The 14,451-nt window shown below is 38.5% G+C and carries 13 protein-coding genes; 10 read left to right on the top strand and 3 right to left on the bottom strand.

The window, feature by feature from the left end:
- The first annotated feature begins 29 nt into the window (after window positions 1-29).
- From asnS to AC58NB_RS06885, 4 genes are all read left to right on the top strand, one after another.
- Entirely contained in the window at window positions 30-1,322 is a 1,293-nt protein-coding gene (gene asnS, locus AC58NB_RS06900; protein ID WP_497426097.1) for an asparagine--tRNA ligase, read from the top strand.
- A 100-nt stretch (window positions 1,323-1,422) separates the two neighbouring features.
- On the top strand, window positions 1,423-2,109 hold the full coding sequence (locus AC58NB_RS06895) for a DnaD domain-containing protein (protein WP_497426096.1): 687 nt from the start codon (window positions 1,423-1,425) through the stop codon (window positions 2,107-2,109).
- An 87-nt stretch (window positions 2,110-2,196) separates the two neighbouring features.
- Window positions 2,197-2,856 carry an endonuclease III gene (gene nth / locus AC58NB_RS06890; RefSeq protein ID WP_497426095.1) on the top strand — a complete coding sequence of 220 codons (660 nt, stop codon included), beginning with the start codon at window positions 2,197-2,199 and terminating at the stop codon, window positions 2,854-2,856.
- The gene (locus AC58NB_RS06885) at window positions 2,853-3,356 is read left to right on the top strand and encodes a YpoC family protein (RefSeq protein WP_497426094.1); all 504 of its coding nucleotides are present in this window, start codon (window positions 2,853-2,855) and stop codon (window positions 3,354-3,356) included. The genes nth and AC58NB_RS06885 overlap by 4 nt, the downstream gene beginning before the upstream one ends.
- Window positions 3,357-3,405: 49 nt before the next feature.
- On the opposite strand, the gene AC58NB_RS06880 is transcribed toward AC58NB_RS06885, so the two are convergent.
- Window positions 3,406-6,162 carry a transglycosylase domain-containing protein gene (locus AC58NB_RS06880; RefSeq protein ID WP_497426093.1) on the bottom strand — a complete coding sequence of 919 codons (2,757 nt, stop codon included), beginning with the start codon at window positions 6,160-6,162 and terminating at the stop codon, window positions 3,406-3,408.
- A 36-nt stretch (window positions 6,163-6,198) separates the two neighbouring features.
- A complete protein-coding gene (gene recU / locus AC58NB_RS06875; protein ID WP_497426092.1) occupies window positions 6,199-6,816 on the bottom strand; it encodes a Holliday junction resolvase RecU in 618 nt (205 codons plus the stop codon).
- Between the two features lie 658 nt (window positions 6,817-7,474).
- On the opposite strand from recU, the gene AC58NB_RS06870 reads away from it, so the two are divergent.
- From AC58NB_RS06870 to AC58NB_RS06860, 3 genes are all read left to right on the top strand, one after another.
- Entirely contained in the window at window positions 7,475-7,729 is a 255-nt protein-coding gene (locus tag AC58NB_RS06870) for a hypothetical protein (protein ID WP_497426091.1), read from the top strand.
- A gap of 72 nt (window positions 7,730-7,801) precedes the next feature.
- A complete protein-coding gene (locus tag AC58NB_RS06865; protein ID WP_497426090.1) occupies window positions 7,802-8,164 on the top strand; it encodes a YppE family protein in 363 nt (120 codons plus the stop codon).
- A gap of 65 nt (window positions 8,165-8,229) precedes the next feature.
- Complete coding sequence (locus AC58NB_RS06860; protein WP_497426089.1) at window positions 8,230-8,889, top strand: YppG family protein; 660 nt, start codon at window positions 8,230-8,232, stop codon at window positions 8,887-8,889.
- Between the two features lie 32 nt (window positions 8,890-8,921).
- On the opposite strand, the gene AC58NB_RS06855 is transcribed toward AC58NB_RS06860, so the two are convergent.
- Complete coding sequence (locus tag AC58NB_RS06855) at window positions 8,922-9,362, bottom strand: Hsp20/alpha crystallin family protein (RefSeq protein WP_497426088.1); 441 nt, start codon at window positions 9,360-9,362, stop codon at window positions 8,922-8,924.
- Window positions 9,363-9,747: 385 nt separating this feature from the next.
- Here AC58NB_RS06855 and AC58NB_RS06850 point away from each other — a divergent pair, with 385 nt between their 5' ends.
- The 3 genes from AC58NB_RS06850 (at window position 9,748) to AC58NB_RS06840 (ending at window position 14,175) form a co-directional block, all read left to right on the top strand.
- A complete protein-coding gene (locus AC58NB_RS06850) occupies window positions 9,748-10,530 on the top strand; it encodes an alpha/beta fold hydrolase (protein WP_497426087.1) in 783 nt (260 codons plus the stop codon).
- Between the two features lie 89 nt (window positions 10,531-10,619).
- Window positions 10,620-12,914: a DEAD/DEAH box helicase gene (locus tag AC58NB_RS06845; RefSeq protein ID WP_497426086.1), complete on the top strand. Its 2,295-nt coding sequence runs from the start codon at window positions 10,620-10,622 to the stop codon at window positions 12,912-12,914.
- 16 nt (window positions 12,915-12,930) lie between these two features.
- A complete protein-coding gene (locus AC58NB_RS06840) occupies window positions 12,931-14,175 on the top strand; it encodes a ribonuclease H-like domain-containing protein (protein ID WP_497426085.1) in 1,245 nt (414 codons plus the stop codon).
- Window positions 14,176-14,451 lie beyond the last annotated feature (276 nt).

The raw sequence follows: 14,451 nt of genomic DNA, 5'->3' as shown, positions 1-14,451 counted from the left end.
GGTTTTGTTAAGCTTTGGAGGGAAAAAATGTGAAATGTACAATTAATGAAGTTTATAAATATGTAAATGAAGAAGTTAAGATAGGAGCCTGGATTGCCAATAAACGTTCTTCCGGGAAAATTGCTTTCTTACAATTGCGTGATGGCACTGGCTTTATTCAAGGTGTAGTGGTAAAAGCAGAAGTTGAAGAAGAACTCTTTAACATGGCTAAAAAGATTACACAGGAAACTTCCGTGTGGGTAACAGGGATTGTTCAGGAAGATGAGCGCTCCCCATTTGGTTACGAACTCCTTGTAACAGGACTGGAAGTCATTGCAGAATCGGTTGATTATCCAATTACACCAAAACAGCATGGAACTGAGTTCCTAATGGATCACAGACATTTATGGCTTCGTTCAAAACGCCAGCATGCCGTCATGAAGATCCGTAATGAAATCATCCGAGCTACTTATGAATTCTTTAATAAAGAAGGTTTCGTAAAAGTAGATCCACCGATTCTTACAGGAAGTGCTCCAGAAGGAACTTCAGAATTGTTTGCAACTAAATACTTTGATGAAGATGCTTACCTTTCACAAAGTGGACAGTTATATATGGAAGCTGCAGCGATGGCATTAGGCAAAGTATTCTCCTTTGGTCCTACATTCCGCGCAGAGAAATCCAAAACAAGACGTCATTTAATTGAATTCTGGATGATCGAGCCTGAGATGGCATTTGTTGAATTCAATGAGAATCTTGAAGTTCAAGAGCAATATGTCTCTTATATTGTACAAGCTGTACTCGAAAATTGCGTAATTGAACTGAAAACATTAGGAAGAGATACTTCTAAATTAGAGAAGATCAAAGCACCATTCCCTAGAATTACGTATGATGATGCGATTAAATTCTTACATGAAAAAGGCTTTGATGATATTGAGTGGGGTGACGATTTCGGTGCTCCTCATGAAACAGCAATTGCAGAAAGCTTTGATAAACCTGTATTTATCACGCACTATCCTACAGCAATCAAGCCGTTCTACATGCAGCCTGCTCCTGATCGTGATGATGTCGTTTTATGCGCAGATTTAATTGCTCCAGAAGGCTACGGAGAAATCATTGGCGGATCTGAACGTGTTCACGATATGGATCTGTTGAAAGCCCGACTTGATGAACATAATTTAAGTATGGATGCTTACCAATGGTATTATGAATTAAGACAATATGGTTCTGTTCCTCATTCTGGCTTTGGGCTAGGACTTGAGAGAACAGTTGCTTGGATAAGCGGCGTGGAACATGTTCGTGAAACTATTCCATTCCCACGTCTTTTAAATCGTCTATATCCTTAATAGTCAATTGAAACCTGGCAATTTATTTTATTGTCAGGTTTTATTTTTCCGTACTTCAAAATCAGCATACATGGTATACTAAAATGTGAGGTGTCGAATTATGACTATAAAAAATCTGTCGAATTGGATCAAGCAGGCGAATGTTGTCATCCCCTCCTATTTGTTAACTAGTTACAAGGAGATGGGATTAACGGAGCAGGAAATGATGCTTTTACTGCATGTTCAAAACTTTTCGATGAACGGAAATTATTTTCCAACACCTGCTGAAATTTCATCTGTCATGAACCTGACAGAAATGGATTGTACCAATATACTCAGAAAGCTGGTTCAGCACGGGTTTTTAGAGATTACAGAAGATGAAAAACCAGGTTTTGAAAGTTATACAATAAAGCCATTATTTGAAAAGTTAGCCTATCATTATTTGAAAGATGCTAAGCAAACTGATTTTGAAGAGAAAGTAATCAAGAGTGAATCCTTATATACCATTTTCGAAAAGGAATTTGGCCGCCCATTGTCGCCTTTTGAAGGAGAAACATTGGCAATGTGGTTGGATGAGGACCAACATTCACCTGATTTAGTTAAAGCTGCTCTTAAAGAAGCGGTCATCTCAGGGAAGCTTAGCTTCAGATATATTGATCGAATTTTGTTTGATTGGAAGAAGAATGGCATCAAGACTCTGGAACAAGCAAAAGTACACAGTGAGCGGTTCAGAAGCTTTACGAAGAAAACTCCTGCTAAAACCGTTCCAGTGGCCAAAGAGTTGCCATTATATAATTGGCTCGAATAAATAGTAATCGATAGACCAGGATAGAACCTTTATCCGGTCTTTTTATTCGTTGAAAAAAAGTGAACAGAGGGAGAGGCGGATAGAAAGATGCTAACAAATACACAAATTCGATATTGTCTCGATGAAATGAGAAAAATGTTTCCTGAGGCCCATTGCGAATTAAATCACTCTAATCCATTTGAATTAGTAGTAGCAGTTGTTTTATCAGCACAATGTACGGACGCATTAGTTAATAAAGTAACAAAAAATCTTTTTCAAAAATATAAGAAACCAGAGGATTTCCTTTCTGTACCTCTTAGTGAATTAGAGAATGATATTCGCTCAATTGGATTATTCAGAAACAAAGCGAAAAATATCCAGAAACTATCTCAAATTATTTTAGAAAAGTATAATGGGGTTGTTCCTGATGATCGAGATTTATTAGTCGAGCTGCCAGGGGTAGGAAGAAAAACAGCGAACGTAGTTGTTTCAGTGGCATATGGTACACCTGCCATTGCTGTGGATACCCATGTAGAGAGAGTGAGTAAACGGCTGGGCATCTGCCGGTGGAAGGATTCTGTCTTAGAGGTTGAAAAAACATTAATGAGGAGAATACCTGAAGAGGAATGGTCCATTACACACCACCGGATGATTTTCTTCGGCAGATACCATTGTAAAGCCCAATCACCAAAATGTGAGCAATGTCCAATGCTCTTGCTTTGCCGTGAAGGGAAAAAAAGAATGAAAGCAGCAGGAAAAAGTAAATGAATAATCTGGAACTAACTCATGAAGCCTTTAGCTTTGAATATAATCATCTTGATGAACAGGATTATAGGCAATGGAATCGATTGGCCTTTAATCAAGGTTTTCCATATGAGTATTTCTATTATAAAGACAAAGAACTATATAGGCCCTGGGATGATTTTCTGAATGTAAGAGAACAAATAGGCGATGAATGGGCAGAAAATGTCCGTCAATTGGAAGTATTGTTCTCAAACAGAGAAAAAAATGCAATTAAACCCTATATGTTAAAAGGGATTGTCCTATATTTATCGTTGTTGTATTGGTCCAATCAAGTGCCTGTTAATTTACGCGACTTCCCAGTATCTTTAAAGGAATTAAAAGGTAAGCCTGTGAATGTTGAAGAACGTTTGCCATTTATTTTGGCAAGGCCATACTTTTATCCAAGCTTTATGCAGTTAAAGAGCTTAATGGAAGAACAAATCAAAATTGCGGCAAAAATGGCTGCTTTAAATAAATATTCATGATAGAGAATAAAAAAAGATCGGACCTGATTAGGTCCGATCTTTTTTTGCTTTAAGCAATTTTACGTATATGTCTTGGCAATTCTTGAATAGCAGGAGGAATTAGATAGGATGTTTCGTTAGGCTGGGAAGCACCATTGCTTCTCGCAGCAGGCTGTTCTTGCCCATCATCCTGTTGTTCTTCGGGTTCATTTGGCTGGCCTTCACCAGGGGTGTTTCCTTCTTCAGGATTATTCCCTTCCTCAGGTGTTTCACCTTCGCCAGGGGGGGTACCCTCATCAGGGTTATTCCCATTTCCATTTCCATTCTCATTACCAGGGTTATTGCCTTCTTCAGGTTTGTTCCCTTCGTTTGGTTCCTCTTCATTTTCGTTTCCGTTATCCGGCGTGGTAGGTTGGTTTGGATCCTCTGTGTTTTCCTCAGCCGGTTCTTCTGGCTGTTCCTCTTCTTCAGGAGCTGCTTCAGGAATAGATACGGAAGCAGACGCTGTATCACTTTCCTGGCTACCTTCAATGGCGGTAACATAGAAGACATACTTACTGCCGGCTTTAGGAGCATCAAGGCTGAATGATGTTTCTTTTGTAGTGGTTAACGTTTGTTTGGCTCCGCCATCCACGGCAACCTGAACATTAAATTCAGCGTCATTAGAATCATATCTCCAGCTGACATTTATTCGATTGGATGCTTCATCAAAAGCGGCGTTAAGACCAGAAGGGGCATCCAGTTTTGAATATTTCTCTGATGTTTTAGTAGGCTCATGTCCTTTTACAAAGTACTCATAAACAATTTGATCACTTGGTGTATATTCACTTGCTTTAGCGTTTGTTCCTTTTTCAAGGGCAACTTTCACAACTGAACTTGGCTGTTTAAAATTATCAGTTGTCACATTCTCAGACATTTTGCCCATCATTGTTTTAAAGATTTTTGCAGCAATTTTTGTTTCTTGCTTGCTCATCGGATTTTTTAACTGTTGGTCATATCCCGTCCAAACAGACATGGTGTAATTGGTTGTATAGCCGATAAACCATGCATCCGGTGAACTGCTTTTACTGATATTATATTTTGCCCGGTCTTCTGCAGAGTAGTTTGTTGTTCCAGTTTTTGCTGCGATATGAAGACCTGGAATATTGGCTGCAGTACCTGTACCTTTCGTTACAACATCCTGCAAAATGTTTGTAATCATAAAGGCTGTATAATCCTTCATGGCTACTTGTGGTTCAGGAGCCGTTTCAATGACCGTATCATTATCTCTAAGAACGACTTTCTTTACGACATGCGGTTCATTAAAAATACCCTCATTACCGAATGCAGCATAGGCACCAGCCATTTGCAGAGGGGATGCTGCTTTGTCTACACCGCCGATTGCGGATGCTTCATATATTTCTCCAAAGTCAACACCTAATTTTTTCGCGAATTCACCAGCTCGCTCTGGACCAACCTCTTGGAGTGTTTTAACGGCAGGGACGTTCAGTGATTTATAAAGCGCTTCACGAATTGTTACATTTCCTTTATAGGTACCCGTCGCACTTCCGATTGATTGTCCGGAACTATATTTATATGGTTCATCTTCAATTGTCTGAGCGGTTGACCATTTTAAATACTCAATTGCTGGACCGTAATCAAGAATTGGTTTAATGGTTGAACCAGGCTGCCTTGTTTTTAAATCTGTAGCATAGTTAAAGCCACGGGCAACTTCCTGGTTTCTTCCACCGCCCATTGCCATAATTTCACCGGTTTTCGTATCCATAAAGACAGTACCGGCTTGGAATTTATCATTTGGATAGGAGATATATTTATCACTATTCAATATTTCTTCCATCAGTTCCTGTGCGTCAGGATCAATTGATGTATACACTTGTAGACCATCGGTGTAGATATTGTAATCACCGATTTTTTCAACTTCATCGATAACTTGATCAATAATGGCATTATATTTTGTATTTGTGGTTTTCTCACGTTGTTCTTCTGGAACCAAGCTTTTTTCTAAACTTTCAGCTTCCGCTTTCGCTCGTTCCTCCGCAGAGATAAATCCAGCCTTTTCCATCAGTTTCAGTACGATGTTTCTTCGTTTTTCCGCTTTTTCAGTATGCGTAAATGGGTTATAGTTATTTGGACTTTGCGGCATACCTGCCAAGGTGGCAGCTTCAGACAAAGTTAGCTCGTTTAATTCTTTGCCAAAGTATAGCTTAGATGCTGTTGAAAACCCATGAACACCGGAAGACATATAAACTTTGTTCACATACATTTCAAATATTTGTTCTTTCGAGTATTTTTGCTCGAGTTGAAAAGCAAGGTACATTTCCTGTACTTTACGTTTTATCGTTTTTTCTGATTTTAGGAATGAGTTTTTCACTACCTGTTGGGTAATGGTACTTCCTCCTTGAGAACCGAAGCCGCCTGTTATGTTACCGACCAAAGCTCCGCCGACACGTATAATATCAATACCATGGTGCTTATAAAATCGCACATCTTCTGTCGCAAGGATAGCATTTTCCATTAATTTAGGAACGTCTTTGAAGTCGACGTAATCTCTTGTCTCAGAGCCTATTTCTGTATATATATCACCGTTTTTATCGTATATTTTCGAAGATATAGGATCAATTAGCAATTTATCATCAATTTCGGGCGCTGTAACTGCCCAATAAGCGAAGACTCCACCAACTGAAATGCCCGCAATGATGAATAGTGTTGCCAAAACAATAAGTATTCTCTTAATTAATGATTTGGATTGTTTCTTTTGCTTTTGTTTGGTTTTTTTGGAATTTGCAAGATTCCTTTTTTCTGTCCTCGTTTTATATTGATCAGACATTGTATTACATACCTTCCTTTCAGGATAAAGGACCAATTAAAATAGTTGGGTACCATATTTTTTGTCAATTATCTTAATATAGTCAATTCTTGGCGAAAACCCAAGTGGAATCACTTCACCTATATGTTCAATATCCTTTTTCGGTATTGATTTTCTACCGCCAGATATCATCTCTTCCCAATAATAAATCAGTGCATCAGCCGGCAAGAAATAGATTTCCTCTGTTACACTAAATCGTATAATGATAAAGGCTATTCCATCATGTTGGATGATATTACGCATATGAACAATCTGATGCTCATGGAAGTTTTTTAATGGGAAGGATGTTGTTTGTTTGGTTTCTTTTGCTTCAAAATCAATATACCGTCCTTTATAAACACCGTTATAATCGGTTGTGGAGGCTTGCTTAAAATAAGCTTCCTTAATGACTGCAGCGCTCCTCTTTGGATAAGATACATTCACAATCTGAACAGGTGTTGGTTTTTTGTGAACAATTGCAATGTTATTCTCTATATAATAAAGATTTGTTTCGTTTAAGTCAGCCTCCAATGTCATTCCTCGATTAGAATAATCCACTTTTTTCTGTTTACTTACTTTGCTGCCGGAATTCTGAATCGGATTGTATTGTTTTCCATTAGGATATTTTATAGCCATAGTATCCCTCCAAGCCCATCCTTATCATAACAAAAATAACATCAAATTTGTAAAATTCCTTACCGCATATAGAGAAAGTTTGAAATAGCTGTAAAATCCTCTCGGATATGTAATTTTATATGAAGAAAACCAAGCTTTCTCTTAATTAAAATACTAAATTAATAGAATTTAAACGAAACTTTAGGCACTTCGAAGTTTATAATAATAGTTCAGATTCGTCAAAGGAACTTTTTAGCTAATCAATGAACTGGTGGGGTTCTCTTTGTAGGATGGGATACATGTAGTTAATGATTGATGGCTGCGAAAATTAATAAAAGCCGGAGTAAATTACTCCGGCTTAAGAATGAAGAACATGAATCTTCAAGTAGATGGCTTATCGGGTCCATCTAATTTTGGATTGCCCGTATGTTTTCTGGATTCATTAGTATTTTTCTTTTTTTGTTCCTGTGCTGCTGATGTATTTTTTTTCATAACTGCACCTCCTTTTATTAGGTTGTCTATGTTTTGTTCGTTTATACAGTTTGTCTTGTCGAAGAAAGCATATCTATGCGGTTCTCTATTTTCTTTGCCGATACCCTTCTAGTTTTGTCGTCTATGAAGGGATTAAGATAGATAAATCGAAACTTTAGGTTATAAGAAAGAGGGAAGGGTGAACGGCATGAATTCCAAAGAAAATATCATTACATTGCTGAAGGAATTGGAACAGGAAATTCTAGCGCTGGAAGAAGAAATGAATAAACAAACAGATAATGAAGCGAAAGAAACAATAGCGGAGTATACGTATGCTATAAAAAAAGAATCAAGGAAGTTCGAAATGGATATGGCGGCTATTCAATATAAAGCGAATGACCATATTGGAGATTACAAAAAAGATACACCATTTCAAGGCTTTAGCTTGGTTCATTTAACATAAACAAAAACAAGATAGTTTCTTTTTCTCTGAAATTCTGTTTAGATAAGGTAAAAAGAGCAAGGATGAAACACAATGAAAGCGGAATTTTACCAAAAAAATAATGAATTAATAAAGATTGTAAACGAGGCTGAAAGAATTTATAGGAATGCGCGAGAAAACGATTCGCACGCTGATTTCCATACTGTAATAAAGCCTTTCGCTGACCGTGTCAAGCTTTTGGCAGATGATTGGCTGGTAGATGCTGAACAATGGGTAGCGGACAATCGACCTAAATATATATCACCTATGCAAATAACAAATACTCATAATAATGTATTGCAAGTGTCTGTCCATTGTTATTTTCCGGAATCAAGCAAGTCGAGATTTATTAAACACTGTAATGCGGCTTTGTTTGTACTTGAACAGATACAAATGGAGAGTGTAAGCGGTCAGTGACTCTGTAGCACCCAATCTCTGCTGTTGCATACTGTATAGTATATAGCAAGAGCGGAGGGAGAGTTATGCTTAAACAACATTTTGATAAGAAAGCCAGAATGAGGAATGGTGATCTTGATACTTATTATGGCATGCCAGCTGGATCCTATTTGTCGCCCCATGAATACAGAACCATCTATTCAGGGCCCGGGGGAGCTTCTTCACCCCAGGTTCATCCACAGGGTATTTGGGGAGCCGAGGGAGTTCAGCAGCAACAAATGAATCCGTTTGAAGGTAACCGTGCTTACCAACCCTATTATCATAACCATTTCTATCCGCAGCCATCACAGAATCCCTATCATATGGAACAATATCAGGGAGGTATGCCTATGAATGGCGGTGTGGTGGATAATCAAAATTTTTATGGGATTCCACCACAGGAAATGTTAAATCATTATCCTAAGCAGCAAGTGAATCCATTCCAAAATCCATTATATTCGCAGGATGAAGATTTTTATCCTTCTCAGCAAACAAATTTCCCTATTACAAACCCTTACCCCAAGCAAAGCTTTATGCAAAAAAATCAAGGGAATAATTTATCATCAGTTCTTAATCAATTTAAGACCCAAGAAGGCAGTATTGATTTTAATAAAATGATTGATACTGCGGGAATGATGTTAAATTCAATGAATCAGGTTTCCAACCTAGTGAAAGGTGTAGGTTCGATTTTTAAAGTGACCACATAAAAACTGCCGGTTATAAATCGGCAGTTTTTTACTTATTGAATAGATATGCGTTTTTTTCGTGATTTGGGCACTTTAACGGTTAATAGACCATTCTCATGTGTTGCTTCGATTTGTTCCTCGTCAATCGGATAATGGAATGTGAAGCTCCTTGATTTTGTCTGCTTTTCTGTCGTGAAGGTTTGATTACCCGTATTTTCTTTTCGAATGCTTTCATATGATATAGTTAATTTGTTTCCTGATATATCAATTTCAATGTATTTCTTATCTACCCCTGCAATATGTGCTTGGATAATATAGTGAGTATCTGTTTCTTCCCATTCAACAGGAAAGCTTGCAAATAGTTTTTGATTTTGAAAAAAACCATCCATCGACTGTAATAATCCACTTCTCGTGTTTTCGGTTAACAAATCATCCATTTGTGAGATGAAGTTACGGAGTGGATCGAGTGGACCATTCTTATTATTTTGAGCCATATATTCTCCTCCTCTGATGATCTACCTTTAGCATATGCATGATATGAATAAATGTTAAATAATGGTGAGGGAAAGAGGGGGAGTAGGGGATAGGACCCAATTATCACATGCTGTTTGAACTATCTTATAAAAATGGAATTCTATATACATAAGTTCATTGTTGATGATTGCTGGTTGATAGGAGTGGCTAGCTTAAAGACTCCTTGCTTAGAAAATTGAATTCAAATGAGACCCCCGATAAGCGTACCGCCGAGAAGGCTCCACGAACCGTCCGCGAAAAGCGGAGGGAAGGAATGGATTAGGTTTAACAAGCTATGTATAAAAGCGGATGTCAGGAAGAAGAAAATAAGTAAGAAAATTTGATACTTGTAAAGGAGTGGCGAATATGGAAGATACCCGTGTAAAATTAGCTTATAAGGAAGAAGGAGCAGGCCAACCAGTTATTTTGATCCATGGTTTTTGCGGAAGCAAGGAGTATTGGCAGAAAGTCATTCCTTATTTAAAAGAAACCTACCGCGTGTTAGCGGTTGATGTAAGAGGTCATGGAGAAACTGAAACGACAAAGATTGGATACAGTATTCATGATATGGCAGAGGATTTATATGAATTCTTTATGGAACACGATTTAAAGGATGCTTATGTATTTGGCCATTCTATGGGTGGCTATATTACACTTGATTTCGTTGAACACCATCCTGAGCTTGTCAGGGGATATGGTCTTATTCACTCTACTGCACTGCCGGATTCTCCGGAAGCAAAGAAAAATAGGTCTGCAGGTGTCTCGACAGTGGAAGAACAGGGAGTCTCCCTTTTTATTCATGATTTGATTCCGAAACTATTGTCCAAAGAAACACGTGAAAATGAAGAAGAGATGCTTAAGTCATTAATAGATATAGGGATAGAAACGAGACCAACAGGAATTATTGGTGCTTTAATGGCTATGAAAAATCGTGAAGATAAAAATTCTGTACTGGAGAAGGTAACGATTCCCGTTCTGCTCGTAGCGGGTGCTAAAGATGGGGTAGTACCGATTGAAAAAGTATTTACAGTAAGTGGGGATCATATCACACAGGAAGTGATTGAGAAGGCTGGCCATATGGGTCTTTTTGAGACTCCGGAAGAAGTAGCGAGTGCGATTGCCTCCTTTATAGAAAAAGGTAATCAATAATGGGAAGGTCGTATCTTAAAAAGATGCGACTTTTTCCTTTTCAAGGGAACGTTCATTCGATACAATGATGACAGAAATGAGGTGTGCATATGTTTGGAAAGAAAAATTTAGTAGAGTTCATGAATGATTTTATTCAAGATGAACAATACAAGGATAATATTGCTTTTTGGCATACCATTGAAGAAAAAAAAGCTACTTATTCTCCCTTTCCGGCTGAATTAAATGAAAAGTTGAAGTCTGCCCTTGAAAAAAGAGGGATAGAGGCTCTATACAGCCACCAGGCAGAAGCTTATAAATATATTAGAAACAACAAAAATATTGTAGCGGTAACCCCTACGGCTTCAGGTAAAACGCTGTGCTATAACCTTCCCATTCTCCAATCCATCCTGGAGAACTCAGATACAAGAGCTCTATACTTGTTCCCAACTAAAGCGCTCAGCTATGATCAAAAATCTGAACTGGAGGAACTGATTCATGCTGCTGATGCGGGCATTAACAGCTATACGTATGATGGAGATACCCCTACAAGTATCAGGCAAAAAATACGTAAAGCGGGACATATTGTGATTACAAATCCGGACATGCTCCATTCAGGTATATTACCTCACCATACGAAATGGGTTAGTTTATTTGAAAATCTGAAATATATTGTCATTGACGAGCTGCATACGTATAAAGGTGTATTTGGCAGTCATACAGCTAATGTAATCAGAAGGTTAAAAAGGATATGCCGTTTTTATGGAAGTGACCCCCTTTTTATTTGTACATCAGCTACTATCGCCAATCCCAAACAACTCGCGGAACAATTAACGGAGTCTAAAATGGTCTTGATTGAACGTAATGGTGCTCCTTCAGGGAAAAAGCACTTTGTGTTTTACAATCCTCCGATTGTCAATAAGCCTTTAAATATACGAAGAAGCTCAATCTTAGAGGTCAGGAAGATTGCCAGCACCTTGCTTAGGAATAAAATTCAGACGATAGTGTTTGCCCGCAGCCGAGTCCGTGTTGAAATCTTAGTAACGTATTTACAGGAATTAATATCGAAACAATTGGGACCAAAAGCAATCAGCGGGTATCGGGGCGGCTATTTACCAACGCAAAGAAGACAGATTGAGAAGGGGCTGCGTGATGGTACGATTTATGGAGTTGTCAGCACGAATGCGCTGGAATTAGGAGTGGACATTGGCCAGCTGCAGGCCTGTATTATGACTGGGTATCCGGGGTCGATAGCAAGCGCCTGGCAGCAAGCCGGCAGGGCCGGAAGAAGACATGGAGAAGCGCTTATCATTATGGTTGCCAGTTCCAGTCCGTTAGATCAGTTTGTCATTCAGCATCCTGATTATTTCTTTAATAAAAGTCCGGAAACAGCTAGGATTAATCCTGATAACCTTGTTATTCTCGTAGACCATCTTAAATGTGCGGCTTTTGAAATCCCGTTTAAAGAAGGGGAGGAATTTGGTGCCCTTGAGGTTACGGAGATTTTGGACTATTTGGCTGATGAGCATGTTTTACACAAAAATAAAGATACATGGCATTGGATGAATGATGCTTTTCCAGCACATGAAATCAGTTTAAGATCTGCATCGCAGGAAAATGTTGTCATTATTGACCGGACCAATCCAAAAGTACAGGTCATTGGGGAAACGGATCGTTTCTCAGCTATGACTCTTTTGCATGATGAAGCCATTTATTTGCATCAGGGCATTCAGTACCAAGTGGAGCATTTGGATTGGGAGGAAAAGAAGGCCTACGTACGCGAGGTCAATGTTGATTACTATACAGATGCCAATCTTGCCGTGCAGGTGGATGTGCTGGAAGTGGACCGGACAAATGTTAATCTCAAAAGTGAAATTACTTTTGGAGATGTTTCCGTTCGGGCTATGGCCACGATCTTTAAAAAAATCCGCTTTGATTCTCATGAAAATATCGGATCGGGACCCATCCATTTACCTGAGGAAGAGATTCATACGAATGCCTGTATGCTTTCCCTGAAGGATGGGAGCGTTGATTGGAAGGAAGAGCGGCTTGAAGAAGGACTGATGGGAGCCTCACACGCTTTGCGAGGCATTATTCCCGTTTATGTATTGTGTGACCCAGGGGATATTCATGTCTACCCTCAAGTAAAAGCGACTCATAATGAGCTTCCTACCATCTTTATTTATGATCATTATCCGGGTGGTATTGGTTTAAGTAAGCATATGTATGAAAACAGTGAACGAATTATCCAGGAAACGATTCAGGCAATCAGAGTCTGCCCATGTGAAAATGGTTGCCCGTCCTGTGTAGGAATGGAAGGTACTGGTTCGTCTTTGAAGGAGGATTCCATACGAGTGTTAACCATTCTTGGAGACCAAATGGCTGGTGATAATTCAAATGTCCATTAAAAATAAATTAAATAGAATGAAAAAGCACCTAAATACAAATGTTGGCGAAGGAGAGACAAAAAAGAAAAGTACCGACGTATCGGAGAGCATCGAAAAGCATGTGGACATCCCTTTCTTTGAGCAATGGAGCGAATTTGGAGCTTCTGCCGTATTTTATGAAACAGAATATTGCCTAATCCGAGAGGTTAGCTATTCGCTTGATTATCAGCACGGAAAGTATGCCTTTAATATGCTTCCGCAAATCGTGAAACTTTGGAATGAAAGCAACCTTCAGCATCCGCTTTCCTCAGCTGGTTTTCAAGCGGATCAAATGTTTTTCTTTGATACAGAGACAACCGGATTGGGCGGAGGTACCGGGACTTCTATCTTTTTGCTTGGTTATGCCTTTTTAGAGGATGGGCAGATCAAAGTGAGACAGCATTTTCTACCGAGACCAGGCTTTGAAATTCCATTTTATAAAACATTTTTAGAAAAAGTGAATTATGAGACATTGGTAACGTATAACGGAAAAGCCTTTGACTGGCCGCAAGTAGTTACACAGCATACGCTTTTGCGTCAGCATTTGCCGAAATTACCGGATTTCGGACATTTCGACTTATATCATGCTTCAAGAAGATTGTGGAAAAATAAATTAGATCGCGTAAAGCTTTCGATTGTTGAGAAAGAAGTACTTGGTTTTGAGAGAAAGGATGACGTGCCGGGTTACCTGGCACCCATGATTTATTTTGATTATGTTGAAAGGCAGAATCCTGAAGCTGTTTTTAAAATTATGAAGCATAATGAATGGGATGTTTTGTCATTAATTACCTTATATATTCATCTATCTGCCTTATTATTAAATAATGAAGCAGTGGAGCATGAAGATTCATTTGAATTGGCGAGATGGTTTTCTTCTTTAAAAGATCGAGAGCGTGCCATTGACTCGTTTGAAAAAGGAATTACCCAATCTAAACAGAATGAAGAACGTATGAGGGTTCTCTTTCATTTAGCGAATGAACATAAAAAGAATAAAAATCAAGAAGCGGCAGTGAAGTTATGGAAGGAAGTAACTGATTCAACAACACCAGAAATTGTCTGCTGCGCCCTAATTGAACTGGCAAAATTCTATGAACATAATAAAAAGAACCCTGCGCAAGCATTGGAATATTCACAAAAGGCTTTGGATTTAATAAGGTACCATTTGTTCAAGAAACACGGTATTCATGAAGAATCAACCCTTCATCGAATTCGCCGTTTAGAGCGTAAATTGGATAAAGAATAAATTGGTAAAAAAGAAAACTAAATAATGGTTGTTATGTTTCCACATCCCATGTAAATTTATGTTATACACTACTGGTGAATCTCCGAGAAGGAAGTGAACATAAATCGGATGTATAAGGTTGTCTGTTATTTATTCTTTGTCGTTATTGGATTATCGATGGTAATCTTTAATTTTGTTTAATACAATGTAGCAGTTCCTATACTGAAACATTTTTTTATAAACGGAAAATAGGTGATTGCCTTAGTACGGTCTTATCCAATCCTTCATAGTCTATTA

The organism is Pradoshia sp. TA40_28 (assembly GCF_059694525.1).
Note: the sequence above shows the minus strand (reverse complement) of the source record. Positions and strands in the feature narration are given on the sequence as shown.